Here is a 25,193-nt window from a genome sequence, read left to right as displayed (position 1 = left end):
GCGGTGTATGCAGGAGGGATGCACCTTGGGCGCCCACGTGCGAGCAGTCATCCGGCAGGGGAGCAGGGCAACGCGCTCCTGGCGGTCCCGCTCGCGCTGATCACCATCGTGACCGTGGTCGACATCCTGGCCCCGCCCGAGGTGCACCTCGGGCCCTTCCTGGTGGCCGCCCCGGCCGTCACCGCGTCGTTCGCCGGCCCCTGGACCACCGCGGCCGTCGGCGCCGTCGCCGTCGTCGCCCAGGCGGTGACGGCGACGGTGCGCAGCAGCCTGACCGACCTGAACCACACCTTCCAGATCATCGCCCTCATCCTCATCTCCGTGATCGTGACGCTCTTCGCCCACCTGCGGGAAGTCCACGAGAAGGAGCTGATCCAACTGCGCTCGGTCGCCGAGGCCGCGCAGCAGGTGGTGCTGCGGCCGCTCCCCGAGCGGATCGGCCCGCTGCGCCTGGCATCCGTCTACCTCGCCGCCGAGGCCGAGGCCGAGATCGGGGGAGACCTGTACGCAGTCGCCCGCACGGCCCGCGGAACGCGACTGATCATCGGTGATGTCCGCGGCAAGGGGCTGGAAGCGGTCGGGGACGCCGCCCTCGTCCTCGGGGCGTTCCGCGCCTCCGCCCACCAGGAGGCCGACCTGTCGGGGCTGGTCGCCTACCTGGACGGATCCGTGGCCCCGGGCCCGGAAGGGTCGCGGGTGCCCGACGGCTCTCCGGACGACCCGGGCGAGGGGTTCGTCACCGCCGCCGTCCTGGACCTCCCCGACCACGAGCGGGCCCTGCACCTCATCAACTGCGGCCATCCGCCACCGCTGCTGTTCCACGGTCCCCGGGTCACCGCGCTGGAGGTGGAGCATCCGGCACCGCCGCTGGGCCTGGCCGGGCTGGTGGACGCGCGGGCCACCGCGCAGACCTTCCCCCTGGCGCCCGGGGACATCGTCCTGCTCTACACGGACGGGGTCATGGAGGCCCGCGACCGGGACGGGACGTTCTACCCGCTGACGGAGCGGGCCTCGGCCTGGACCGGGACGGGCCCGCACGCCCTGCTGGAGTACCTGCGCGCCGACCTGCTCGGCCACGCGGCCGGCGGCGTCCTGGGGGACGACGCGGCCATGGTCGCCATCCAGCGGCTCGGGCCGCCCTGAGACGGACGCGGAACGGCCGCCGCCCCGGCGGAACGAAGTCCACCGGGGCGGCGGCCGCCGACGCGCGTACGACGGGTGACCGGCCGTACGGAGCCGGCCGGCCCTCCCGGGGGCGGTCCGTCGGTCCGTCGGCCGGTCGTCCGTCAGTCCGTGCCGGACTCCATCGCGGCACGGTCCAGCATCGTCTCCTCGTCGGTGGCCTCGCCACGGGAGGCGATCGCCTCGGCGCCGCCCTCGTCCATGGCGCCGATCAGCCCGGTCGCGGCCGCCTGCGCGGCACCGATCGGCGTCGGGTGGGTAGTGCCGACCAGGCCGAGCCCCACGTACTGCTCCAGGCGGGCGCGGGAGTCCGCGATGTCGAGGTTGCGCATGGTGAGCTGGCCGATCCGGTCCACCGGGCCGAACGCCGAGTCCTCGGTCCGCTCCATGGAGAGCTTGTCCGGGTGGTAGCTGAACGCCGGGCCCGTGGTGTCGAGGATCGAGTAGTCCTCGCCGCGCCGCAGCCGCAGCGTCACCTCGCCGGTGACGGCGGTGCCGACCCAGCGCTGCAGCGACTCGCGGATCATCAGCGCCTGCGGGTCCAGCCAGCGGCCCTCGTACATGAGGCGGCCGAGGCGCCGGCCCTCGTTGTGGTACGCGGCCAGGGTGTCCTCGTTGTGGATCGCGTTGACGAGGCGCTCGTAGACGATGTGCAGCAGCGCCATGCCGGGCGCCTCGTAGATGCCGCGGCTCTTGGCCTCGATGATCCGGTTCTCGATCTGGTCGGACATGCCCAGACCGTGCCGGCCGCCGATCGCGTTGGCCTCCATCACGAGGTCGACGGCGGAGGCGAACTCCTTGCCGTTGATGGTGACCGGGCGGCCCTGCTCGAAGCCGACCGTCACGTCCTCCGCGGCGATCTCCACCGACGGGTCCCAGAACCGCACGCCCATGATCGGGTCGACGGTCTCGATGCCGGTGTCGAGGTGCTCCAGCGTCTTGGCCTCGTGGGTGGCGCCCCAGATGTTGGCGTCCGTGGAGTACGCCTTCTCCGTCGAGTCCCGGTACGGCAGCCCGTGCGCGAGCAGCCACTCGGACATCTCCTTGCGGCCGCCGAGCTCGGTGACGAAGTCGGCGTCCAGCCAGGGCTTGTAGATCCGCAGGTGAGGGTTGGCGAGCAGCCCGTACCGGTAGAACCGCTCGATGTCGTTGCCCTTGAAGGTGGAGCCGTCGCCCCAGATCTGCACCCCGTCTTCGAGCATCGCGCGCACCAGCAGCGTGCCGGTCACGGCACGTCCCAGCGGCGTGGTGTTGAAGTACGGGCGCCCGCCCGACCGGATGTGGAACGCGCCGCACGCGAGCGCCGCCAGGCCCTCCTCGACGAGGGCGGCACGGCAGTCGACGAGCCGGGTGATCTCGGCGCCGTACGCGGAGGCGCGGCTGGGCACGGAAGCGATGTCGGGCTCGTCGTACTGGCCGATGTCGGCGGTGTACGTGCAGGGGACGGCGCCCTTGTCGCGCATCCAGGCGACGGCGACCGAGGTGTCGAGCCCGCCGGAGAAGGCGATGCCGACGCGCTCGCCGGCGGGAAGGGACGTGAGGACTTTAGACATGGGAAGATTATGCAGCACTGCGCATGGTCATGCAACGCGGCGTCGGGGTGGACTTTCCGGAACCGGTCCGCGGGGGCGGTGCCGGGCCCTTGCGTGCCTGGTCGGAGCCCTGGACGCAGGGGCCGCTCGTACATGCGTCCCCGCGACCGGCGCGCCGCGCCCACGGGGCCCCGCCGGCCCACCAGTGATCATCCGCGGCCGGCCCCTGCGGCGGCCCGGCGTCCATGCGGTGCGGCCACCTCGACGTCCCGCTCGACCATGCCGACCCGCCGAAGGGCGCATCGGCCACGAGGTGACCACCCCGGCCCCCACCCGTGACGGAGCCCCCGCGCCCCACCACCGCCGACGAGCCCGCCGCCGGACGGGGGGCGGCCCCGCGCGGGCGCCCGGCGGAGGCTAGCGTGGGCCCACGTGGCCGATGTCTTCGAACTCATGCTGGCGCTGGACCTGCGCGCCGACCCGCCGGAACCCGAACTCGCCGAACTCCGCTGGCACCTCGGTCTGGGCCCGCAACCGGAGGCGCTCCGCATCGTGACCGAGTTCCCCTGGGTGGTGGAGGACGACGAGGGGCGGCCGGTCGTCGAGAACCACCCCGAGCCCCTGCTCGCCCAGCGGGGCGAGGCGTACGCGATCGGCGGCGCCCTCGTCTCGCTCCTGCTCCCCCGGGAGCGCACCGGACGCGGCACCTGGGCCCTGACCAGCCGCCAGGAGATCCACCCCGACGGCTTCGAACGCACCGGTGAGCTCCTCGCCTGGCTCGCCACCTGGGCGGCCGACGCCCACCGCCGCCACGACGGCGGCGTCGACCTGGGCTGGACCCGCTTCCACGAGGAGCGCCCGCCCACCCCCCTGACGGTCCGGGACGGCGTGGTCGTCTGGCCCTCCTGAGCCACGGCCCGGGGGGACGGGCCCGTGGTCACGACGCGGACGCGGGCCCGCCGGGGTCGTTGGGGTGGGGCTCGACGGGGGTGACGGCGTGGGTCATCCACGCCCGCAGCGGCAGCGTGCCGAGCACCTCCTCCCGTAGCGCGGCCTCGTCGGCGGCCCGCCACAGGCCGATGCTCCGCAGCTCACCGACGGGGCGCCACAGTCGTACGAGGTGTCCTGCGGCGGYCAGCTCCCGGGCCCGGACCGCTTCGGCGGCGCGGCGCTCGTCCACGAGGGCCGGGTCGGTTCCCTCGGGGATGGTGGTGGTGATCTCGACCAGGAACTCGCGCATGCTCCCTCTTCCTCCGCGGGGCCGTCGGCCAACAGACTACGGCCGCCCCGGCCGGCGCGCGTGCCGTCGGGTACCGGCCGTCCGGGGGAGAGCCCCGCGTCGCGACCGCCCGCTCCCCGTCCCGCCTCCGCTCCCGTCCGGGCCCCCGCGGATCCGGTCGGTGCCGGCGCTCTTGACGGATGGTCTGGACCAACTTTACGTTGTGGCGCAACGGGCCGCCCGCGCCGCCGGACCCCTTTCCGCCGGCGACCGCTCCCGCGGCCCGCTCCGCACTCCGGCCCACCCCGCTCCTCCCCCCACTCAGCCCCGTCCTCCCGCCGCGGGCGCCCAGGGCACCCGCGCGGAACGGCACGAAGGGAGCCCACTCCATGATCCGCCGGACCATCCGCCTGCTCGGCGCGGGACTCGCGGCCGCGCTCCTCGCGCAGTTACCCGCCGCCGCGGCGGCACCGCCCCCCGCCGCGCCCGCAGCGGCCGACACCTGCCCGGTGAAGTCCAGGCCCGCGGGCAAGGTCCTCCAGGGCTACTGGGAGAACTGGGACGGCTCGGCCAACGGGGTCCACCCGCCCCTGGGCTGGATACCGATCACCGACGCCCGCATCCGCGCCCGCGGCTACAACGTCGTCAACGCGGCCTTCCCGGTCATCCGTTCCGACGGCACCGTGCTGTGGGAGGACGGCATGGACAGCACCGTGAAGGTGCCGACCCCCGCCGAGATGTGCCAGGCCAAACAGGACGGCCTCACCGTGCTGATGTCCATCGGCGGCGCGGCGGCCGGCATCGACCTCGGCTCCAGTGCCGTCGCGGACCGGTTCGTGGCGACGATCGTGCCCCTCCTGCAGAAGTACAACTTCGACGGCATCGACATCGACATCGAGACCGGCCTCGTCGGCTCCGGCTCCATCACCCGGCTGTCCGCGTCACAGGCCAACCTGATCCGCATCATCGACGGCGTGCTGGCCCGGATGCCGGCCGGCTTCGGCCTGACGATGGCACCCGAGACGGCGTACGTCACCGGCGGCAGCGTGGCCTACGGCTCGATCTGGGGCGCGTACCTCCCGATCGTCAAGAAGTACGCGGACAACGGCCGGCTGTGGTGGCTGAACATGCAGTACTACAACGGCAGCATGTACGGCTGCTCCGGGGACTCCTACTCCGCGGGTACCGTCGCCGGCTTCACGGCGCAGACGGACTGCCTCGACCGCGGTCTGGTCGTCCAGAACACCACCGTCAAGGTGCCGTACGACAAGCAGGTGCCGGGGCTGCCGGCCCAGCCGGGCGCGGGCGGCGGCTACATGCCGCCGAGCCTGGTCTCCCAGGCGTGGAGCCCCTACGGCGGCCGGCTCAAGGGGCTGATGACCTGGTCGCTCAACTGGGACGGATCCAGGAACTGGACCTTCGGCGACAACGTGCGGGCGCTGCAAGGCCGTTGACCGCGTGCCCCCCGGGCGTGACATTTGCCCGAGGGGGCTCCACGGTTGGAGAGTTGCACTATCTTACTTCCGTGGAGCAGCTGATCGCCGAAGATCCGGCGCGCATCGGTCCGTACCGTCTGATCGCCCGGCTGGGCGCGGGCGGGATGGGCCTGGTCTACCTCGGGCGCTCCGAAGACGGGCGCACCGTCGCCGTCAAGGTCGTGCAGGCCGAGTACGCCGGGCACCCGGAGTTCCGCCGGCGTTTCGCCCGCGAGGTGTCGGCGGCGCGCAGGGTGGGAGGAAGCTGGACGGCGGCGGTCCTCGACGCCGATCCCGAGGCCGCCGTGCCCTGGGTCGCGACGCAGTACGTGCCGGGACCCGACCTGCACACGGTGGTCGCCAGGGACTTCGGTCCGCTGCCCGAACACTCGGTCCACGTCCTCGCCAACCGGCTCGCCCTCGCCCTCGGGGCCGTGCACGGGGCGGGCCTGATCCACCGCGACCTGAAGCCGTCCAACGTCCTCGTCACCGTCGACGGCCCCCGCGTCATCGACTTCGGCATCGCCCGCGCGATGGACAGCCTGGGCGGGGACAGCCTGCACACGCGCACCGGCATGCTGATCGGCTCTCCGGGCTTCATGTCGCCGGAGCAGGTCCGCGGTCTGGCGCTCACCCCCGCCAGCGACGTCTTCTGCCTGGGCGCCGTCCTCGTCTACGCCGCCACCGGCCGGTTCCTCTTCGGCGCCCGGGACACGGGCCTCAACGTCCACCTCTTCCGGGTGGCCGAGGAGGAGGCGGACCTGACCGGTGTACCGCAAGCGCTGGCCGAACTCGTCGGCGCCTGCCTGGACAAGGACCCGGCCCGGCGGCCCACCCCGGCGGAGGTGGCCGCCCATACGGCGACGGACCCGGCGACGGAGTGGCTGCCGGGCCCGGTGCTGGCCCGACTCGGCCGTCATGCGGCCCGGTTGCTGGACTACGCCCCCGCGCGGCGCGCCGAGGCGGTGGCCCCGGCCGCCCCTGCCGCCCCTGCCCTCACACCCGTCGCGCCGCCGCCCGTGCCCGACCCGCGGGCGCGGTCCCCGCACACACCTCCCGCGTACGCCCCGGCCCTCCCGGTCCCGGCCGGTCCCCCGCCCGGATTCGGTCCGGCCCCGAGCCCGGTCGGCGTCCCGGTGCAGGGGGTGCCCGCCGCCACCGCCCGGGACCAGTCGGCCCCGCCCGCCGGACGGCGCCGGAGCCTCGTGGCGGCCTCCATGGCGCAGCTGGTGGTGGTGCTCGACGGAGCGGTGTTCCGGTCGGCCCGGGCCGACCTGGGCCTCTCCTCCGACGGCCTGTACGTGGTCTTCTGCGTCTACCTCCTCGCCCTCGGGGGGCTGCTCCCGCTCGGCGGACGCGTCGTGGACCTCGTGGGCCGCAGGCGGGTCATGCTCGTCGCCCTGGCCGGGTTCGCCACGGCGGCCGTGCTCGGCGGCCTGACCCGTGTCCCTGCCGTGCTGATCTGTGCCGCCGCCCTGCAGGGCGGCGCCGCGGCGTTCCTGCTGCCGGCCGCCCTCGCCCTGGTGGTCGCGGGCTCCACCGAGCCGAACGCGCGCCGCCGGGCCCTCGGGATCTACGCCGCGGTCGTCGGCAGCGGTTCCGCCCTCGGGGTACTGCTGGTGGGAGTGCTCGTCGAGGACGTATCGCGGCGTTGGTCCCCGTTCGCGGGCGCCCTCTTCGCCGTGATCGCGGCCGTCATCGCACGCGGTCTGCCGGCGGACCGTCCGGGCCGCCCCGGTGCCCGCCTCGACGTGCCGGGCGTGCTGCTCGGTGCCGGCGGCCTCGTCGGCCTCACCTTCGGCTTCGGCGAACTGGACCGCCGCCATGGGTTCGTGCCCCCCGTCACGGCCTCCCTCGTGCTCGGCGTCATCCTGCTCACGGCCTTCCTGAGGCGGCAGACCCGGACGCCGGATCCCCTCCTGCCGCCGTACCTCTTCAGGGCTCCGGGCCGCACCGGCTGCCTCTGGACCTCGGTCCTGGCCGGCGCGGGCCTCCTCGTCCTCGTCCCGGTGTTCGAATCCTGTCTGGGCCCCTACCTCGGCTACCGGCCGGAGATGGTCGGGGCCCTCCTCCTGCCGCTGGTCGCCGCCGTCGCCCTCGGCTCCACCCAGGTCTCCGCCCGCCTCCTGGACCGCGTCGCGCCCCGCGTACTGATCGTCGGCGGTCTGCTGACCACGACCCTCGGTCTCCTCTTCTTCGCCAGGGCGGGCGACGCGGGGTACGCCGGCTGGGTGCTGCCCGGCATGCTCCTCGCCGGCTGTGGCGCCGGCGCGGCCCTCGTGCCGGTTCTCGCCGTCATGACCGAAGCCGTCCCCGAGGAGCACTCCGGCGCGGCCTCGGCCGCCCTCGCCGCGGCCCAGCACATGGGCGTCTCCCTCGGCACCGTGCTGCTCGGCGGCCTCGTCCACGTCGACGACCAGGCGCTCGCCTCCCCCTTCACCGTCTGGTGGGCGTGCGGATTCCTGTTGCTGGCGGCCCTCGTCGCCGGGCTGACGATCAAGGTCAAGGCGCCCGGGGCGTCCGGGGGAGCGCAGGTCCGCCCCTGACCCGCGGGGAGCGCGGTCAGTCGACGCCGTAGCGGGCCGCGATGCCTGCCAGAACCAGGTCCAGGCCTTCCTCGAAGCCCTCGTCGTAGTCCTGGAAGAGGTCGGCGCCGGCGGTCGCGGCGAGCGGGTGGTCGGCCAGCCGGGCGGCGCGTTCGTCGATGTCGTAGCCCTCCCGGCGCTGCCCCGGCAGGGGTTCCACGCCCTGTTCCTCGGTGACGAAGCCCAGGGTGAAGAAGTAGGCCGTGGAGGTGGCGCGGACCGCCTGGGGGAGGGTGAAACCGGCGTCGACGAGGGCGCGCAGGTTCGCCTCCAGCTGGACCGCGTGCTCGGTGCCCGTGAAGCGGGAACCGCTGAAGACCTTCGCGCCGTCGCGGTACCCCAGCAGGGCCGCGCGCAGGCTCCGGTTGCCCGCCAGGAGCCGCTCCCGCCACGTGGCACCGGGGGCGAGCCGCGCGTCGGCGTCCGCGGCCATCCGGCGGTACATCTCCGTGGCCATCTCGTCGAGCAGCTCCTGCTTGCCCTTGAAGTGCCAGTACAGGGCGGGTGCCTGGACGTTCAGCTCCGTGGCGATGGCGCGCAGGGTGAGGCCGTCGAGGCCGGTCTCGTTGAGGAGCCGCAGCGCGGTCTCCACGACCTGCTTCTTGTCGAGTCGGGGAGCTTTCCGGGTCGTCACGCTTGACAGCTTAACAGCGTTAAGTCAATGCTGTGCGGCGACGGAACTTAACAGCGTTAAGGAGAAGGTCATGCACAAGGACGGATACGACGCACGGGACGTACTGGTCATCGGTGCGGGTCCCACCGGCCTCGCCCTCGCCGTGGACCTCGCGCGGCGCGGTGTGCGGGCCCTCGTCGTGGAACGGGCCGAGGGCCTCTTCCCCGGTTCGCGCGGCAAGGGCGTCCAGCCCCGTACCCGGGAGGTCTTCGACGACCTGGGCGTGGGGGAGGCCATCGGCGCGGCCGGCGGTCCGTACCCGGTCGCGGCGATCTGGCAGGACGGCGTGCGCCGGGGCGAGCACCGGATGTTCGACGGGAGCGAGGAGACGGGGGACTCGCCGTACCGCGAGCCCTGGATGGTCCCGCAGTGGCGCACGCAGGAGATCCTCGCCGCCCGCCTCGCGGAACTGGGCGGTGAGGTCGCCTTCGGCCGCGAGCTGGTGGGCATCACCCAGGACGCGCAAGGGGTGACGGCGGAGTTCGCCGCGGGCCCGCCGCTGCGCGCCCGCTACGCCGTCGCCGCCGACGGCGGCCGCTCCACCGTGCGGCGGGCGCTCGGCATCGGCATGGCCGGCGAGACCGTGGACCCCAACCCGGTCCTGGTCGCCGACGTCCGCGTCGACGGCCTCGACCGCGAGAACTGGCACGTCTTCCCGCCCGCCGCCGGCGGCGGCGGGTACCTCGCGCTCTGCCCGCTCGCCGGGACGCGGGACTTCCAGCTCACGGCGCAGTTCCCGGAAGGCGCGGACATCGACCTCTCCCCCGAAGGGGTCCGGGCCGTCGTCGCCGCCCGTTCGCACCTCGCCCCGGAAGCCGTGACGCAGGTGCGCTGGGCCTCGGACTTCCGGCCGCGCGCCGCACTGGCCGACGCCTTCCGGCAGGGGCGGATCTTCCTGGCCGGGGACGCCGCGCACGTCCACTCGCCCGCGGGCGGCCAGGGGCTCAACACCAGCGTCCAGGACGCGTACAACCTGGGCTGGAAGCTCGGCGCCGTACTGGGCGGACGCGCGCCCGAGTCCCTCCTGGACACCTACGAGGAGGAACGGCGTCCCGTCGCCGCCGAGATGCTCGGCCTGTCCACCCGGATCCACCGGGGAGAGGCCCGGCGCGGTGCGGCCACCCGCCAACTGGGCCTGGGCTACCGGGAGTCGTCCCTCGCGGTGGAGACCCGTACGGACCTGCCCGAGGACGCGGTGCGCGCGGGCGACCGTGCGCCGGACGGCGAAGCGGGCCACGGCGGACGGCTCTTCGACGCGTTCCGGGGCCCGCACTGGACCCTCCTGGCCGTGGGCACCGCACCGGGGGACGCCCTGCCGGCACTGCCCACCGTCCGCACGGTGCGGGCGCCGTCGCAGGCGGCGTACGGGGACGGCCTCTTCCTCGTCCGGCCCGACGGCTACGTCGGCTGGGCGGGCGCCACGGCCGCGGGCGCCACGCGGTACGCGGCCCGGACCGGCCTGTAGGCCGCCCCGTCCCGCCCCGGGCGCTATAGGCTGAACCGGTGATCATCCCCCTGCCGCCCGGCGAGTTCCGTGCCTACCTGTTCGACTGCGACGGCACCGTCGCCGACTCCATGCCCCTGCACTACCGGGCCTGGACGCAAGCCCTCGGCGAGTGGAACTGCACGTTTCCTGAGGACCTCTTCTACGCCTGGGGAGGCCGGCCGGTAGCGGACATCATCGCCTCGCTCAACGAGGCCCAAGGGCTGTCCATGCCGGTCGCAGCCGTCGCGGACCGCAGGGAACACCTCTACCGGGAACTCCTGCCCCAGCTCACGGCGGTCCCGGGAATCCTGGCGCACATCGAGGACTCCCGCGGGCGCGTACCGACGGCCGTGGTGTCCGGCAGCACCCGCGATTCCGTCACGGCGTCGCTGACCGTCCTCGGCCTCCTCGACTCGTTCGACGTGCTGGTGTGCGCCGGCGACTACACGAGGGCCAAGCCCGACCCCGAGGCGTTCCTCAGGGCGGCCGGTCACCTCGGCGTCCCGCCGGAGCACTGCCTGGTCTTCGAGGACACCGACCTGGGGATCCAGGCCGCAACGGCGGCGGGCATGGCGTCCGTACGCGTCCCGCAACCCCGCCTCGGGTGAGCGACGCGCCCCGACGCCCCGCACCGTAGGGCGCGCCGTCCCGTCGGACGCGTACCGGCTAGCAGGCGCTGAGCCACCAGACCCAGGCCCAGGGGGCGTTGCGGTCCTCGCTGTACCCGCCCGGTGAGGTCCAGCCGAGGTTCTTGTTCCGGTCGTAGAACTTCGCGTGGTCCACGGCGCTCTGGTTGTTGATCCACGAGCCGGTCGTGTTCCAGGTGATGCGGACCAGCGTGTCGCAGTAGTAGAGGATCACCTGGTCGCCCGTGAAGTCCGGCAGGCTGTACGCGCACACGTAGTTGTACGGGCACGGGACGGCGGACGCGCCACGGGTGTCGCGGGGCGCGTCCAGGTCGCGCGCCCGCCGCTCTCCGGGCAGCGCGAGGAGGAGCACCCCCGCCCCGCCCTTCAGGACGATCTTGTTGGCGGCCACCTGGGTGCCGCCCGTTCCGGCCAGGTAGGCATCGGCCCTGTCCTGGAGGCTCCTGGCCTGGGCGCCGCTCAGCCCGAGGCTCCGGGCCTGTGCCGAGAAGTCCCGGCCCGTGGCGGCTCCGGCCGTGCCGGTCGTGGCCACCAGGGCGAGGACCGTCATCACGAGCGCGATGACGGCCTTCGCCCACTCGGTGGGCCTGGGAGTCCTGTGCTCTGTCACTGGGTCACCTCTCCGAACGCGGACCTTCGGGTCGTGGGCGACCACTGTCACCCGCGCGGCCGGGTCCGGCGTTGTCGCGGAGCGCACGGTTTCCTGTCCCCGCGCGCACGGCGCGGGCCGCCACCCCGCGCGGCCGGTGCGGTCCCGCGCTCCGGGCATGGGGCGCGTGCTGCGGGGTAGGCGTGCAGCGACGGGCGTCCGAGGGAGGCGTCATGCCCCACGAGACCAGGGCCGGGCGGAACGAGACCGTGGAGGAGCGCGCGGACCGGCAGTGGCAGGACCTCCTCCAGGAGATCCGCGTCGCCCAGACCGGCGTCCAGATCCTCTTCGGCTTCCTGCTCACGGTCGCCTTCACCCCCGTCTTCGCGGGGCTCGCGCAGACCGAGAAGGCGATCTACATCATCACCGTGGTCCTGGGGTCGCTGGCGACCGGCGCGCTCATCGGCCCGGTGGCCTTCCACCGCCTCGTCGCGGGCCGGCGGATCAAACCGGAGGCCGTGCTGTGGGCCGCGCGTCTGATCTCCACGGGCCTCGTCCTGCTCCTGGCCACCTGCACCGCCGCGCTGCTGCTCGTCCTGCGGGTCGCCACCCACAACGCGCTCGTGCCCTGGATCGTGGGCGGGGTGCTGACCTGGTACCTGCTGTGCTGGTTCGTGCTGCCCCTGTGGGCGCGGATCCGCTACACGTCCGAGCGGTGAGCGCGCCCGCGCGCGGCGGCCGCGTCGGTGACGTCCAGGAACACCTGGTCCAGCCCGGGCCAGCGACCGCGCGCCTCGCACCGGATCCGTACCATCGCGTCCTCGACGGTCTCGCTGTCGTACCCCGGCGTCAGGTCGATCCGTGCGGCCAGCAGGACGGAGTCCGGCCCCAGCCGCATGGTGAGCATGGCGGCGACGGTGTCGATCTCCGGCTGCCGCACCAGGAACTCGCGCACCTGCCGCTGGAAGGCGGGGTCAGCGGCCTCGCCGACCAGCTGTACGCGGGCGGCCCGGCCCAGGGCGTAGGCGACGTAGACGAGCAGGAGGCCGATCAGGACGGACGCGCCCGCCTCGTACGCGATGTTCCCCGTCACCAGGTGCAGGGTGATGCCGGCGATGGCCAGGAGGACGCCGACGCAGGCGGTTCCGTCCTCTGCCAGCACGGTCCGCAGGGCGGGATCGCGGCTCGCCCGGATCTCGGCGGCCATCCCGCGCCCCTCGGTCCGCGCGGACCGGCGTACCTGGAGCAGTGCCCGGCCGAGGGAGGCCCCTTCGGCGGCGAGGGCGAGGAGAAGGACGAGCAGACCGATGACGTAGCCGTCGTGTGACTCGGAACCTCCCGAGCGGAAGGCCTGGACGCCCTGGAACACCGAGAAGCAGCCGCCCGTGACGAAGATGCCGACGGCGGCGAGCAGGGACCAGAAGAACCGCTCCATGCCGTAGCCGAAGGGATGACGCGCGTCCGCGGGACGTCTGCTGCGCCGCAGGGAGGCCAGCAGGAAGACCTCGTTGAGGCTGTCCGCGATCGAGTGGGCCGCCTCCGACAGCAGGGCCGGCGAGCCCGAGACGATACCGGCGACGACCTTGGCCAGGCAGATGACGAGGTTGGCCGCGAGGGCGACCCACACGGTCCGGCGCGTCTCGCCGTCCCGGGCGGCCGCGTCCGCCGTTGCGGCGGGATCAGGCGTCCCGGCGGCGTCAGGCGTGCCGACCGGGTCCGCCGACACCGCCGGATCCGCCGTCGCGGCCGCCTCCGTGCCGCGGGCCGCACCGGTTCCTGGCCCTGCATGCGGCTTCCCGCCGGTTGTCTGCGCCATACAGAGCGGCTGCTCGGTGGCGGCGCCCGCAAACCTGCGGATCCCGGAGGGGCATGCGGTGCGGAGCCGGGGGTAGGCGCCGGGCACAGCGGCAGCGGCCGACGCGGCCGCCTCGCCCTCGCCGTCGGGGGCCACGGAACGGCCCCGCCGACGGTTTCCCTGCGGTCCGAGGAGCGGCCATGCCCCGTGGTTCCAGTCCCAAGCGTGAACGCCAGTACGAACACATCAAGGAGAGCGCGGAGAAGCGCGGTGAGAGCACCGAACGCGCCAAGGAGATCGCCGCCCGCACGGTCAACAAGGAACGGGCACGCGCCGGGGAGTCGAAGACGGCCAGTGAACTCTCGCTCCGGGACATGTCCTCGGCCGAGCGCGGCGGGAAGCACTCCCACAGCGGCGCGCGGGGGCCGACGTACGACCAGCTCTACGCGGAGGCCGAGCGCCGCAACCTGCACGGCCGTTCCACCATGGACAAGGCCGAACTGAAACGCAGGCTCGGCCACTGACCGCGCCCCTTCACCGGCGGAAACCGTTGGCGGTCCGTCCCGGCCGCGGGGATCATGGACGATCACGCGCCACCCCGGGGAGGACCCTGCATGACCCGTGAGCCGTTCGTCCGCCGCGTGCTCGGCGACCGTCCGTTCGCCGAGATCGGAGAACCGGCCCTGGCCCTCGTCCACGAGACCTCGCGGCTGGTCGCCGTCGGCGGGGACGTGGGCTCCGTCCAGTGGAGCGGCGGCGCGACCGCGGACTCCGGCTGGACGGGGCACAGGGCCGGGGTCTACGAGCGGGACGGCCTGCGGTGCCGGCACCTCGCCCGGTCCCGCTACCCAGTGCGCTCGCTCGCCTTCCACCCCGTCCTCCCCCTCCTGGCCGTCGGCACGGGACGTTACGACGGCGGCTACTCCTTCGAGGGCGAACTGCTGCTCCTCGACACCGACACCGGCGACGTGGTGTCCGCCCTGGGCGACCGGCGGGAAGTGCTCGGCGCGACGTGGCTGAGCGGGACGGCGCTGCGCCTGGTGATGGCACCCGAAGACGACGGGGAGAACCCTCTCGCGCACGAGCAGGGGCACGTGGCCGTGGTCGAGCGAGCCGACTGGGGCGCGGTGGGGAAGGGGTCGATCGGCTCCGAGGAGCTGGACGACGCCCCCGCGGAGCCGGCCGCCCGGACCGATCGCGGCGCGGAGGCCCGAGGGCTCCTGACGGACCTCGCGGCGGCGACCGGCCGCACCTGGTCCCTACGCCGCCGGGTGTGGGCCGTCGAAGCCCTGGAGGACGGCCGCGCCCTGGCGGCCCTGGACGGGGTCCGTGCGGAGTCGTGGCTTCCGTCGGGGGAGCGGCAGTGGGCGGTCGAGGACGGGGCGGGCGGGCGGCAGCTCCTCCCGGCCTCCGACGCCACCTCCCTGTGGACCAACGTCGAACGCGGCCCTTCTCGCGCGGGACGCGGGAAGCGGCCGTCCCCGGGGACCGCCCGGATCACCCGCATCGCCCTGGACACGGGGCAGGTGCTGGAAACCCTGCTCCCCGACGAGCCCGCGGTCCTGCTCGCGGGGGGCTCCCGGACGGTCCTGCGGACGGTGGACGGGCCCCGGAAGCCCCCCGCACGGCTGGTGATGCTGGATCGGGCCGGCCCGGTGGCCGGGCCGGAGGTCGGCGGGTTCGACGTGTTCAACCATCCGTTCCCGGTCCGTCGCGCGAGCGGTACGTACGCCCTGGTGGGAACGGACCCCGACGAACCGCACCGGGACAAGTGGGTCGTGGCGGCGAGCGCCGACGGGACACCGCGCCGGCTCTTCCCGCACTCCTGGGTTCCGGGGGAACACCATTTCGGCGGCCCCGCGGCCGAGATCGGACGGTCCCTGGTGTACGCGGGCGAGGTCCACCACGGCCACGGTCCGCAACCCGGAGGGGCCTACGTCGTACGGCGGTCGCTGAACGGAGACGTGCGGTGGCAGTACCGCACCGACAGCCCCGCGACCGCGCTCGACACCGACGGGGAGACGGTCTACGTGGCCTACACCTCCGGCACCCTGGTGGCCTTGGACGCCGAGGAAGGGTCCGTGCGGTGGCGCCGGGAGCTGGAGGTCGACGGCGTGCCCACCGTGGCGCTGTCCCTCGTCGTGGCACCGCAGGGCCACGTGCTCGTAGGAACCGTCGACGGCCGGCTCCTGGAGTGCGCCGGTTCCCCCGCGGGACGGCAGGGTGCGGCGTGAGCGCCGTCGGCGGGGCGTACGAGCCCGGACCGGGCCCCGGGCCGGCTCCGGCCGCGCCCCCCTTCGACCCGGAACTGGGCAGCGCCCTCGCCGCGTTGGGGGACGCCGTGCGGGAGCCGTTCACCCCCGGCAACCTCGTGGCCCGGCAGGAGCGGGACGCCGCCGCCCGGCCCAGGCCGTCGCTGCGGGACCTGCGGGCCGATGGCGGCTTCGAGGTGGACGAACTGCGCGTGCCGGGAGCGGCGGGCGACCCCGACGTGACGCTCGTGAGTGCCCGCCCGGCAGGGACGGCGGGCCCGCTGCCCCTGCTGTACTACATGCACGGCGGCGGCATGATCATGGGCAACGCGTGGTCCGTGCTCCCGCAACTGCTGCGGGCGTGGGCCCTCCCGCTGGGGCTGGCCGTCATCTCGGTCGAGTACCGCCTCGCGCCGCGGGCGCGCTACCCCGGACCGCTGGAGGACTGCTACGCCGGGCTCGTGTGGGCGGCCGCGCACGCCACCGGGCTGGGCATCGACGCCGACCGCATCGTGATCGGCGGAAAGAGCGCCGGGGGCGGACTCGCCGCGGCGCTCGCCCTCCTCACCCGGGACCGGGGCGGACCCGCCCCGATCGGGCAACTGCTCCTGTGCCCCATGCTCGACGACCGCGACCGGACCTTCTCCAGCCACCAGATGGCCGGCGTCGACACCTGGGACCGCACCTCCAACACGACCGCCTGGCAGGCGCTGCTGGGCGACCGGCAGGGGTCCGCCGACCTCCCGCCCTACGCCGCTCCCGCCCGGGCCACGGACCTCTCCGGGCTGCCGCCGGCCTATGTCGAGGTCGGCTCGGCCGAGACCTTCCGGGACGAGGACGTGGCCTACGCCAACGCGATCTGGCAGGCCGGCGGCGAGGCCGAACTGCACGTGTGGCCGGGGGCCTTCCACGGCTTCGACACCCTCGCACCCCGGGCGGCCCTCAGCCGGGACGCCCGCGAGGCCAGGACCCGCTGGCTGCGCCGCACCCTCGCGCGGCACGCACCCGCGTCCGAAGGGCCGTAGACCACCGCGGGGTCCGGGGCCCGCACGCCGCAGGGGCGGCCGACGTGGTGGTCGGCCGCCCCCGCGGTGGTGCCGGCGTGTCAGTGGGCGCCGAGGTGGGCGAAGTCGGCCCACTCCTTCTCGCCCTCCTTGGCGCAGGCAGAGGTGTAGACGGGGCCGAACGCGGCCGGGATGGCGGCGGCCGACGAGCAGTTGGACGCGAAGGCGGAGTGGCCGCCGGAGAACTGCTCCAGGTCGACGCCGTCGTTCGCCAGGGCGGCGCCGGCCCCGCCCAGCAGGATGCCGGCGGCCAGGACAGAGGCGGTCAGGGCAGAGCGCATACGCATGACTACTCCTACAAGATCACTGGAAGACGTGCCGATGAGGTGGCGCGTCGGCCGGTTCAACATCATCGGAGGGGCACGGGATACGGCATGTCACTCCAATGCAGGGCATCCGCAAACCCCGCCGCCGTCGCGCGAAGGGTCACTGCGCCGCCGTCGCGGCCGGAATGTCGATCCGGGCGGCCCTGCGGGCCGGCCAGAGCGAGGCGAGCAGCGCCCCCGCCAGCGCGATGAGCACGCCGACGGCCAGGCGCCCCCAGGGGAGGACCAGCGTGTAGCCCGCCACGCTCTCCTGGAGCGTGCGTCCGAGCGCCCACCCCAGGAACACGCCCAGGACCGTGCCGAGCGTCGCGCCGAGTCCGCCGAGGAGCAGCGCTTCCAGGCGGATCATGCGGCTCACCCCGGAGCGGTCCACGCCGAGGGCGCGCAGCGTGCCGATCTCCTTGCGACGTTCGAGGACGGACATCGCGAGGGTGTTCGCGACGCCCAGCGCGGCGATCGCCAGGGCCATGCTCAGCAGCGCGTAGAACACGTTGAGCTGGTCGCCGATGTCCCCGCTGTCCTGGGCGCGGATGCCGGCCCGGTCGAGGACGGCCAGGGCGGGGTTGTCGCCGAGGGCGCGGGTGACCTCGCCCAGTGACGCCCGGCCCGCTCCGCCGGGCGTGGCGACGAGGAGGCCGGCGGTGCTCGGGGTGGAGTCGTACCGGGCCACGAGGGAGTCGGGTGCGGTGATGCTGGGCAGCAGGTTGCTCTGCTCGTCCGCCCGGTAGACGGCGCCGATGGTGACGCTGCCGCGCCGGCCGTCCCGCTCCAGGGGGAGGGTCTGCCCGACGCGCCAGCCGGCCGGACCGGCCTTGAAGTCGGCCACGGCGATCCTGCCCTCGGCGAGCGAGTCCAGGGAACCCTCGACCACGTCGTACCGCAGGAGCCCGCCGATGGTGGCCGGGTCCACGCCGGTCAGGACGGAGGAGACACCGCCCAGACGGTAATCGGTGGACTGGTCGAGCGGGCTGAACCGGGCGCCCGGAAGCTTCTTGAGGGGCGCCGCGGTGTCCGGGGTCATCCGCATGCCGCCCTCGGCGGGCTTCACCAGGTAGTCGGCGGTGAAGTCGTGGGTGGTCGCGCGGTCGAGGTACCGGGTGGCGGAGGCGCCGAGGACGGACAGGCCCGAGGCGAGGGCGAGCGCGATGGCGAGCGCCGCCGCCGTGGCACCCGTACGCCGGGGGTCGCGCACGGTGTTGCGGGCCGCGAGGGTGCCGTGCACCGGGTGGAGGCGGGTCAGCAGCGGCCGTACGAGGGCCACGAACGGCCGGGCCAGCAAGGGGATCAGGCCGATCGCGCCGGTCAGCGCGAGGGCCGCGCCGACGCCGATGACGGTCCGGGCGTCCCGCCCCGGGTCGAGGGCCCCGTAGACGGCGGCGCCGACACCGCAGAGCAGCAGCGCGGCGCAGAGGCCGGTGCGCAGGGAGCCGGTCCGCGCCGGCTCCGCGGGCTCGGCCGCGCCGAGCGCCGCCACGGGCGGGATCGCCATCGCCCGGCGCATCGGGAGCCACGCGGCGGCCATGGGCAGGAGGGTTCCGACCAGCAGGGACGTGAGCACGGTGCCCGGGGTGAGGACCAGCGGGGCGGCCGGGGCGTCCTCGGCGGCGAAGACCGTCGCCAGCAAGGCCGCGACCCCGGTGCCGACGGCGAGGCCGGCCGCCGAGGCGAGCGCGCCGACGACGAGCGACTCGGCCAGCAGCACGCGGCGCACCTGGCGGCGCGAGGCGCCGACGGCCCGCATCAGGGCCAGTTCCCTGGTGCGCCGGGAGACCAGCATGGTGAAGGTGTTGGAGATGAGGAAGGTGGCGACGAACAGGGCGACGGCGGCGAAACCCACCAGGATCTGGCTCATGGTGTCGCTGTCGTGGGTGGCGAGGTTCGCCTGGATCCGGGCGAGCCGGGCTCCGGTGGCCGCGCCGGTGCCCGGGGGCAGCGCCGACTCGACCCGCCCGACGAGTTCCCGTACGTCGGTGCCGGGCGCCGCCGTGACGTCGGCGTTCCGGTAGCGGCCGGGCTGCAGGAAGAGCCGCTGGGCGGTGGCGTCGGTGAACAGCGTCAGGCTGCCCCCGGCGGGCCGGGTGGTCCCGTCGGTGCGGAAGATCCCACTGAGCGTGTACGAGGCGGCGCCCTGGTTCGTGCCGACGCGCACGGTGTCCCCGATGCGGTAGCCGCCCTTGGCGGCCGTGGTCTCGTCGAGGGCTATCCCGTCGTCGCGGGTCGGGCCGGAACCCCGGGTGAACCGGTAGGCCGGGTCCTTGCCGTCGGCGCCGGGCGCGAAGTTGCCGCCCTTGTGGGACGGGCCGTGGCCGAGGAGGCGCCCGTCGCGGTCGGCGACGGCGGCGAAGCCGTCGACCCGTCCCGTGGCGGCGGCGACGCCCGCGACCTTGGCCAGGGCCGCCACGGTGGCGGCGTCGACACCGGGCGGACCACCGCCGTCCGGGCCGGGACCGGCGCCGCGGGAGTCGTCGGGGAAGACGCTGACGGCGATGCGCTCGTAGCCGCCGGTCGCACGGGCGCTGGCGGCGCGGCTCATGCTGTCGCCGTAGATCAGACTGCCGGAGATGAAGGTGACGCCGAGCATGACCGCGAACGCGGTCATCAGCAGGCGGGCCTTGTGCGCGGACACGTTGCGCAAGGCGGTACGGAACATGGGTGCGGATCCTGGGGGGCGGGCTCGGCGGACGCGAGCGGGTGGCTGGTGCGGAGCGGGGAGGAGCGCGGATCAGCCGGTGTGCGTACGGCTGTCGAACGCCTTCATCCGGTCCAGGACGCGTTCGGGGGAGGGACGGGCCATCTCGTCGACCAGGCGGCCGTCGGAGAGGAAGACCACCCGGTCGGCGTACCCGGCGGCGACCGGGTCGTGGGTGACCACGACCACCGTCTGGCCCAGCTCCCTCACCGAATCGCGCAGGAAGCCGAGGACCTCCGCCCCGGCCCGGGAGTCGAGGTTCCCGGTGGGTTCGTCACCGAAGACGATGGCGGGGCGGGAGACCAGCGCCCGGGCCACGGCGACGCGTTGCTGCTGGCCGCCGGACAGCTGCCCGGGGCGGTGGCCCAGGCGCTGGGAGAGACCGACCATCGACACCACGCGGTCCAGCCACTGCCGGTCGGGCCGCCGTCCGGCGACGGTCAGCGGAAGCGTGATGTTCTCCAGCGCGGTCAGGGCCGGCAGCAGGTTGAACGCCTGGAAGATGAATCCGACGCGGTCGCGCCGCAGCCGGGTGAGCTGCCCGTCGTCCAGGTTCCCCAGTTCGGTCGTGCCGATGCGGACGGAGCCGGAGCTGAAGGAGTCGAGCCCGGCCGCGCAGTGCATCAGGGTGGACTTGCCGCAGCCTGACGGACCCATGATCGCGGTGAACTCGCCCTCCCGGAAGGAGACGCTGACGCGGTCCAGGGCGACGACGCGGGTGTCGCCGCTGCCGTAGACCTTCGACAGGTCGGTGGTGGCGGCCGCGACGGCGGCCCCGGTCGTCGGGCGCGGAGCGAGCGGGTCGGACTGGAAACGGGGGACGGCGGTCACGGGGACTCCTCTTCGGGTGCGCTGCGGTGCGCTTCGAAGGGTGTCCGGCGAACGTATCGGCGCCCGGGCGGCCGTGTACGGGCCGCCGCTCCGTTGTGTATCGGCCGTGTAGCGGGCCGGCCCGGCCCCGGCGGGGCGGGCGCCGGGGGCGGCGGCCCGCCGGGGCCGGCCGGGTGTCAGGCCGGCAGCAGCACCGTTGCGACGGCGCCGCCGTCCGGGGCGTTCTCCAGCCGCAGCTCGGCGCCCAGGAGCCGGGCCTGGCCCAGGGCGATCGTCAGGCCCAGGCCGTGCCCGGAGCCGCGCTCGGCCGCACCCGTGTGGAAGCGGCGGGGGCCGCCCAGGAGGAGGTCCCGGGGGAAACCGGGGCCGTGGTCGCGCACGACGACGGTACGGCCCTCGACCGTGACCTCGACCGGGGCGGCGCCGTGCCGGTGGGCGTTGACGACGAGGTTGCCGACGATCCGTTCGAGGCGGCGCGGATCGGTCTCCACCGTCTCCACCGTCTCCACGGTTTCTCGCGTTCCCCGTGGTTCCGCCAGTTCCGCCGATCCGACTGGTTCCGCCGGCTCAGTGGTCCCCGCGGTCTCCGTCGTCCCCGCCGTACGGGCCGCCGCCCCGGGGCCGGTGACGGTGACCCGGGTGTCGAGGCCGGTGCGTGCCACGGCCTCCGAGACGACCGCCCCGAGCGGCACGTGGGCGCGCACCGGTTGTTCGGCGCCGGCGTCCAGCCGGGAGATCTCCAGCAGGTCCTCGACCAGTCCGCGCAGGTCGCGCACCCGGGCCCGGAGCAGGTCCTCCGTCTCGCCGGGCGGTAGCAGGTCGACGGCCGCCAACAGGCCGCCGACCGGGGTGCGCAGTTCGTGGGCCACGTCCGCGGTGAACTGGCGCTCGGTGCGCAGGCGTCGGCTGAGGCTGTCGGCCATGAGGTCGACGGTGGCGGCGATGTCGGCCACCTCGTCACGGCCCTTGGTGGGCCCCGTCCGGGCGTCGAGGTCACCGGAGGAGATCCGCCCCGCCGTCTCGGAGACCCGCCGCAGCCGGCGGGCGAGCAGCCCGGCCCCGTAGAACGCCACGGGCGTGGCGGCCGCGAGGGCGGCCAGGGAGGCCACCGCCATGGTCACATCGAGGCGTTGCAGGTCGTGGAGCTCCGGGCCCATGTTCACCTGGACGGCCAGCACCCGGCCGTCGGGACCGTCGGTCCGCACGGCGGCCCAGACGCTCGGGCCCAGATTGCCGTCGACGTGTCCGTCGTACGCCGTGTGCCGGGTGGTGTCGGTGAGGTGGCGCAGGGAGGAGGGAAGCCCGTCCGGGTCGAGGGCCGCGCCGTTCGTGAGTGTTCCCGTGCGCCGGTGGACGTCCATGGCGGCGTAGAGGGAGTTGAGGGCCTGCGCTCCGGCCCGGTCGCGGATGTCCCCCGCGGTCCACACGTGCACGATCGCGCCCACCGTGGCGACGACCAGGCAGGCGGTGGCCGCGGCCAGTGCGGCGATCTTCCAGCGCAGGGGTACGCGGTCCGGCCGTCGCCGGGGGAGCGGTCGCACCGCTCTCAGCGCCTGAACTTGTAGCCGAAGCCGCGCACCGTCTCGATCCGGTCCCGGCCCACCTTGCCCCGCAGGCGCTGCACGCAGAGGTCCACGACGCGGCTGTCGCCGTCCCAGCCGTAGTCCCAGACCTCGCGCAGGAGGGTGTGCCGGTCCAGCACGATGCCCGGGTGGGCGGCGAACTCCAGCAGCAGTTTCAGTTCGGTCGGGGTGAGCGCCACCGGGCTTCCGGAGAGGGAGACCTCCAGGCCGCCGGTGTCGATGGTCAGGTCCCCGAAGACGAGCGACCGTCCGTCGCAGGCAGGTGCCCCGGTGTCCGGGGCCGGCGCGGGCTGGCGTGCGGGCTGCGGCGCGGGCGCGTAGGTCGCCCGCCGCAGGAGTGAACGGATGCGCGCCACGAGCACATAGGTGTCCACGGGCTTGACCACGTAGTCGTCCGCCCCGGCCTCCAGACCGGCGACGACGTCCAGCCCGTCACCGCGGGCGGACATCATCAGGACCGGCACCAGGCTGGTCTCCCGGACCCTGCGGCAGAGCCCGATCCCGTCGAGACCGGGCAGCATCACGTCCAGGATCAGCAGGTCGAAGTCCTCGTCGCGCAAGAGCTCCAGGGCGGTCAGCCCGTCGGCGGCGGTCCGCATCCGGTAGCCGTAGCGTTCCAGGGCGACGGCGAACGACCGGCGCATGAGCTCGTCGTCCTCCACCAGCAGCACGCGCACGGGAGGCGCGGGGGCCGGAGCGGGGGTGGACACGGACACGGGCGGACGGCTCCTGTCGGGACGGATGCGGTCGGCGACCGGGAGGCGGCGACCTGAAGGGAACGATAGGGCAGACACCGGACGTGGTCCGCGCATCCCACGGCGGGCGGCCCCGATTCGATGGACGACCAAGCGTTTCCCGATACACGCCCGATACAAAACCGGTCCGGCGGCGGACGCGGGCCCCGTGCCGGACCACCGTCGCCGGATACGCGCGGTCAAACTCCTTTCGCCGCCCGCGCGGTGGCTCCACCCGGGGACCGGTGCGGGTGGGCCGGCGGGTCCGCGCGGTCCGTACCCGCCCGGAGTTGCGGGGCCGGGAGGGAGGCATGGGCTGGATGTGAATGGCGCGGATACCGGGATTTCCACTAGTCGAATGCGATCGACTCAGTGGAAGACAAAGCCTCTCCTGGGATTCCCACGGATACTTCCCGACCACGCTGCGCACCTCGGACGGGCGGGAAATCGCGCTGGAAGAGACCTCATTGGTCTGGTGGCGAAGGGTGCGAGCCGCTCAGAAGGCCACCGAGGACAACGCGGACGCATTCGAGCGGAACCTCATCAACAACGATTGTCGTGGGGCGCTCACAGGAATTCTCTGTACGGCCTTCCACGGAAAGTGGATCTCCCATCCCGAGGCGACCGACCGGGCTTCGGACGAGCTGTACCAGATGGCTGTCGCCCAGCGGTCGGGATTCCGGGTTCCCAGAACCCCGGTCACCCAGTCGCGCGATGAGGTGGCGGATTTCCTGGGACAGGTCGGTCGCGTCATCGTGAAACCCGTGGTGGGTACGTCGGGGCCGTTGCTCTTCACCCAGTACCTCGAAGACCCGGCCTCGATCGCGATGGAATCCTTCGAGGCGTGCCCTGCGATCTACCAGGAATACATCGAAGGGGACGAACACGTACGTCTGAACTGTTTCGGTGACCGCATGTACGCGGCTCTCCTGAAGACCGAGAAACTCGACTGGCGCGCGGACCTCACCATCCCGATCTCCGTGTGGCCCGTTCCCGACGAGACGGCGGAGAAGGTGGTGGCGGTCCTGCGGGGGCTCGGCCTGCGCATGGGCGCCATCGACATCAAGCTGACCCCGAGCGGGGAGCCGGTCTGGCTCGAAGTGAATCCGCAGGGTCGGTCCTCTTCCTGGAGCCGCTCCCGCGCATACCGCTGGCCGAGTACTTCCTGGACTTCCTGCTCGACGAGGCGCGTGCCCACGCGTAGCCCGGGAGGCCAGCTCGTCGTCTGGCGCGCGGTGATGGGTGCCGGAGCCGCACTCCTCGTACCGGCCACCATGGCGGTGGTCGGCTGGACCTTCGAGCCCGCACAGCGGCCGGCGGCCTTCGCCGCGCTGTCGTCCTTCGCCGGTGTCGGGATCGCCGCCGGGCCGATCCTGGCCGGCGTGCTGCTCGCCGCGTTCTGGTGGGGCTCGGTGTTCCTCGTCAACGTGCCCGTGGCCCTCCTCGGCCTCGGCTTCATCGCCCGTTACGTGCCCAACTCCCGCAGCCCCGAAGTCCGCCGGCTCGACCCGGCCGGGCTGGTCCTGTCGACGGGCGGCCTCGGCCTCCTCGCGTACGGCCTGATCCGCGCCGGCCAGGACGCCTCCTTCGGCCGGCCGGCCGTCTGGGGGAGCGCCGCCGCGGGCATCGCGCTGATCGCGGCCTTCGTCGTCGTGGAGCTACGGATGGCGCACCCCGGTTTCGACCCCCGGCTGCTGGCCCAGCGCCGTTTCGCCACCGGGAACGTCACCCTCATGATGGTCTTCCTGGCCCTGACGGCCGGATCGTTCTACCTCGCCTTCTACCTCCAAGGCGCCCGCGGGTAATCGGCGTTGCAGGCCTCGCTCCTCGGCCTCCCGGGAGCGCTCGGAGTGGTCGTCGGCTCGCCGGTCGGCGTCCGGCTCGTCGGCCGGAGCTGTGTCAGGCTCGTCTCCTCGGTCTCGCTGGCCGTCGCGGCCCTGGCGATGGGCTGCGTGTCCCTGTTCGACGCGACCACACCGATCGCCTGGTACTCGGCGGTCATGCTCGTCCAGGGCACCGCGGTCGGCATGGTGATCGCCCCCGTCACCGGCGCGGTCCTGGGCTCCCTGCCGCTTGAGCGCTCCGGCGCCGGCAGTGCGGTCAACAGCACCCTGCGCCAGACGGGGRGCGTGCTGGGCATCGCGGCCGGCGGCACGATCACCGCGATCGTCTACCGCCGTTCCGTCGACGGTTCGCTGACCGGCCTCCCGGATCCGCTGCGGCAACAGGCGCGCGTCTCGGCCGAGCTCGCCCGGCACCTGGCGGCCGTCACGCACGACACCCGGCTCGCCGCCGCGGCCGACGGCGCCTTCCTCCACGCCATGCACGTCGGCGCGCTCTGGACGGCGGGATTCGCGCTCGCCGGCGCGGCGGCCCTCGCTCTCGGCTTCCGGCCCGGCCGTCGCGGCGGGGGGCCGGTGAGGGGGAAGGGCGGGGGAGCGCGGTCGACGCCCGCCCCGGCCCCGGCCCCCGCTCCCTGACCGCCGCAGGCCGGCGGGCGAAAACGCAGGCGGCGTGCCGCGGCCGGGTGG

Annotated in this window: 22 protein-coding genes; 12 read left to right on the top strand and 10 right to left on the bottom strand. The window is 74.1% G+C overall.

Features of this window, described 5'->3' with window-relative positions; all coding sequences use genetic code 11:
- The first annotated feature begins 18 nt into the window (after positions 1-18).
- On the top strand, positions 19-1,143 hold the full coding sequence (locus tag AB4039_RS23430) for a PP2C family protein-serine/threonine phosphatase (protein WP_266844831.1): 1,125 nt from the start codon (positions 19-21) through the stop codon (positions 1,141-1,143).
- 143 nt (positions 1,144-1,286) lie between these two features.
- On the opposite strand, the gene argG is transcribed toward AB4039_RS23430, so the two are convergent.
- Positions 1,287-2,735: an argininosuccinate synthase gene (gene argG, locus AB4039_RS23425; RefSeq protein ID WP_266844830.1), complete on the bottom strand. Its 1,449-nt coding sequence runs from the start codon at positions 2,733-2,735 to the stop codon at positions 1,287-1,289.
- A 411-nt stretch (positions 2,736-3,146) separates the two neighbouring features.
- Between argG and AB4039_RS23420 the strand changes: the two genes are divergently transcribed.
- The gene (locus AB4039_RS23420) at positions 3,147-3,623 is read left to right on the top strand and encodes a hypothetical protein (RefSeq protein ID WP_442271734.1); all 477 of its coding nucleotides are present in this window, start codon (positions 3,147-3,149) and stop codon (positions 3,621-3,623) included.
- A 28-nt stretch (positions 3,624-3,651) separates the two neighbouring features.
- Here the strand turns inward: AB4039_RS23420 and AB4039_RS23415 are convergent, their stop codons facing one another.
- Entirely contained in the window at positions 3,652-3,954 is a 303-nt protein-coding gene (locus AB4039_RS23415) for a muconolactone Delta-isomerase family protein (protein ID WP_442271733.1), read from the bottom strand.
- Positions 3,955-4,322: 368 nt separating this feature from the next.
- Between AB4039_RS23415 and AB4039_RS23410 the strand changes: the two genes are divergently transcribed.
- Both AB4039_RS23410 and AB4039_RS23405 read left to right on the top strand, forming a co-directional pair.
- A complete protein-coding gene (locus AB4039_RS23410; protein ID WP_266844826.1) occupies positions 4,323-5,387 on the top strand; it encodes a chitinase in 1,065 nt (354 codons plus the stop codon).
- 71 nt (positions 5,388-5,458) lie between these two features.
- On the top strand, positions 5,459-7,954 hold the full coding sequence (locus AB4039_RS23405; protein ID WP_442271732.1) for an MFS transporter: 2,496 nt from the start codon (positions 5,459-5,461) through the stop codon (positions 7,952-7,954).
- 16 nt (positions 7,955-7,970) lie between these two features.
- Here the strand turns inward: AB4039_RS23405 and AB4039_RS23400 are convergent, their stop codons facing one another.
- A complete protein-coding gene (locus AB4039_RS23400; RefSeq protein WP_266844824.1) occupies positions 7,971-8,627 on the bottom strand; it encodes a TetR/AcrR family transcriptional regulator C-terminal domain-containing protein in 657 nt (218 codons plus the stop codon).
- Positions 8,628-8,697: 70 nt separating this feature from the next.
- On the opposite strand from AB4039_RS23400, the gene AB4039_RS23395 reads away from it, so the two are divergent.
- A complete protein-coding gene (locus AB4039_RS23395; RefSeq protein WP_442271731.1) occupies positions 8,698-10,131 on the top strand; it encodes an FAD-dependent monooxygenase in 1,434 nt (477 codons plus the stop codon).
- A 38-nt stretch (positions 10,132-10,169) separates the two neighbouring features.
- Positions 10,170-10,760: an HAD family hydrolase gene (locus AB4039_RS23390; RefSeq protein WP_266844821.1), complete on the top strand. Its 591-nt coding sequence runs from the start codon at positions 10,170-10,172 to the stop codon at positions 10,758-10,760.
- Positions 10,761-10,818: 58 nt separating this feature from the next.
- On the opposite strand, the gene AB4039_RS23385 is transcribed toward AB4039_RS23390, so the two are convergent.
- Complete coding sequence (locus AB4039_RS23385) at positions 10,819-11,409, bottom strand: peptidase inhibitor family I36 protein (RefSeq protein WP_266844819.1); 591 nt, start codon at positions 11,407-11,409, stop codon at positions 10,819-10,821.
- Between the two features lie 212 nt (positions 11,410-11,621).
- Between AB4039_RS23385 and AB4039_RS23380 the strand changes: the two genes are divergently transcribed.
- Positions 11,622-12,107, top strand: a complete 486-nt coding sequence (locus AB4039_RS23380) for a DUF6328 family protein (protein ID WP_266844817.1) — start codon at positions 11,622-11,624, stop codon at positions 12,105-12,107.
- Here AB4039_RS23380 and AB4039_RS23375 read toward each other — a convergent pair.
- Positions 12,089-13,204, bottom strand: a complete 1,116-nt coding sequence (locus AB4039_RS23375) for a cation diffusion facilitator family transporter (protein WP_266844816.1) — start codon at positions 13,202-13,204, stop codon at positions 12,089-12,091. The genes AB4039_RS23380 and AB4039_RS23375 overlap by 19 nt on opposite strands.
- Positions 13,205-13,383: 179 nt before the next feature.
- Between AB4039_RS23375 and AB4039_RS23370 the strand changes: the two genes are divergently transcribed.
- From AB4039_RS23370 to AB4039_RS23360, 3 genes are all read left to right on the top strand, one after another.
- Positions 13,384-13,707 (top strand): plasmid stabilization protein, encoded by a 324-nt coding sequence (locus tag AB4039_RS23370; protein ID WP_266844815.1) that lies wholly within the window; start codon positions 13,384-13,386, stop codon positions 13,705-13,707.
- Positions 13,708-13,797: 90 nt separating this feature from the next.
- Positions 13,798-15,417, top strand: a complete 1,620-nt coding sequence (locus AB4039_RS23365; protein ID WP_442271730.1) for a PQQ-binding-like beta-propeller repeat protein — start codon at positions 13,798-13,800, stop codon at positions 15,415-15,417.
- A complete protein-coding gene (locus tag AB4039_RS23360; protein WP_442271729.1) occupies positions 15,414-16,460 on the top strand; it encodes an alpha/beta hydrolase in 1,047 nt (348 codons plus the stop codon). The genes AB4039_RS23365 and AB4039_RS23360 overlap by 4 nt, the downstream gene beginning before the upstream one ends.
- An 80-nt stretch (positions 16,461-16,540) precedes the next feature.
- Here AB4039_RS23360 and AB4039_RS23355 read toward each other — a convergent pair whose 3' ends face one another.
- The 5 genes from AB4039_RS23355 to cseB all read right to left on the bottom strand — a co-directional run bounded on the left by AB4039_RS23355 (position 16,541) and on the right by cseB (position 22,644).
- On the bottom strand, positions 16,541-16,786 hold the full coding sequence (locus AB4039_RS23355; protein ID WP_266844811.1) for a hypothetical protein: 246 nt from the start codon (positions 16,784-16,786) through the stop codon (positions 16,541-16,543).
- Between the two features lie 139 nt (positions 16,787-16,925).
- On the bottom strand, positions 16,926-19,475 hold the full coding sequence (locus AB4039_RS23350; RefSeq protein ID WP_442271728.1) for an ABC transporter permease: 2,550 nt from the start codon (positions 19,473-19,475) through the stop codon (positions 16,926-16,928).
- Positions 19,476-19,547: 72 nt separating this feature from the next.
- Positions 19,548-20,345 (bottom strand): ABC transporter ATP-binding protein, encoded by a 798-nt coding sequence (locus AB4039_RS23345; protein ID WP_266844808.1) that lies wholly within the window; start codon positions 20,343-20,345, stop codon positions 19,548-19,550.
- Between the two features lie 176 nt (positions 20,346-20,521).
- Positions 20,522-21,886: a sensor histidine kinase gene (locus AB4039_RS23340; protein WP_266844806.1), complete on the bottom strand. Its 1,365-nt coding sequence runs from the start codon at positions 21,884-21,886 to the stop codon at positions 20,522-20,524.
- A 5-nt stretch (positions 21,887-21,891) separates the two neighbouring features.
- A complete protein-coding gene (cseB, locus tag AB4039_RS23335) occupies positions 21,892-22,644 on the bottom strand; it encodes a two-component system response regulator CseB (RefSeq protein ID WP_442271727.1) in 753 nt (250 codons plus the stop codon).
- Between the two features lie 503 nt (positions 22,645-23,147).
- Between cseB and AB4039_RS23330 the strand changes: the two genes are divergently transcribed.
- Positions 23,148-24,467, top strand: a complete 1,320-nt coding sequence (locus AB4039_RS23330; protein ID WP_442271726.1) for an MFS transporter — start codon at positions 23,148-23,150, stop codon at positions 24,465-24,467.
- Positions 24,468-24,473: 6 nt separating this feature from the next.
- Positions 24,474-25,142: a hypothetical protein gene (locus tag AB4039_RS23325; protein ID WP_442271725.1), complete on the top strand. Its 669-nt coding sequence runs from the start codon at positions 24,474-24,476 to the stop codon at positions 25,140-25,142.
- Positions 25,143-25,193: the final 51 nt, after the last annotated feature.

Origin of the sequence: Streptomyces sp. M-16 (assembly GCF_052114405.1) — a bacterium.
Taxonomy (GTDB): Bacteria; Actinomycetota; Actinomycetes; order Streptomycetales; family Streptomycetaceae; genus Streptomyces.
Note: the sequence above shows the minus strand (reverse complement) of the source record. Positions and strands in the feature narration are given on the sequence as shown.

What these genes read in the sequence shown, in the direction of transcription:
- AB4039_RS23430 (WP_266844831.1), top strand. Translation starts at nt 19, where the DNA reads ATGCACCTTGGGCGCCCACGTGCGAGCAGTCATCCGGCAGGGGAGCAG.
- argG (WP_266844830.1), bottom strand. Translation starts at nt 2,735, where the DNA reads ATGTCTAAAGTCCTCACGTCCCTTCCCGCCGGCGAGCGCGTCGGCATC.
- AB4039_RS23410 (WP_266844826.1), top strand. Translation starts at nt 4,323, where the DNA reads ATGATCCGCCGGACCATCCGCCTGCTCGGCGCGGGACTCGCGGCCGCG.
- AB4039_RS23395 (WP_442271731.1), top strand. Translation starts at nt 8,698, where the DNA reads ATGCACAAGGACGGATACGACGCACGGGACGTACTGGTCATCGGTGCG.
- AB4039_RS23380 (WP_266844817.1), top strand. Translation starts at nt 11,622, where the DNA reads ATGCCCCACGAGACCAGGGCCGGGCGGAACGAGACCGTGGAGGAGCGC.
- AB4039_RS23375 (WP_266844816.1), bottom strand. Translation starts at nt 13,204, where the DNA reads ATGGCGCAGACAACCGGCGGGAAGCCGCATGCAGGGCCAGGAACCGGT.
- AB4039_RS23370 (WP_266844815.1), top strand. Translation starts at nt 13,384, where the DNA reads ATGCCCCGTGGTTCCAGTCCCAAGCGTGAACGCCAGTACGAACACATC.
- AB4039_RS23365 (WP_442271730.1), top strand. Translation starts at nt 13,798, where the DNA reads ATGACCCGTGAGCCGTTCGTCCGCCGCGTGCTCGGCGACCGTCCGTTC.
- AB4039_RS23355 (WP_266844811.1), bottom strand. Translation starts at nt 16,786, where the DNA reads ATGCGTATGCGCTCTGCCCTGACCGCCTCTGTCCTGGCCGCCGGCATC.
- AB4039_RS23350 (WP_442271728.1), bottom strand. Translation starts at nt 19,475, where the DNA reads ATGTTCCGTACCGCCTTGCGCAACGTGTCCGCGCACAAGGCCCGCCTG.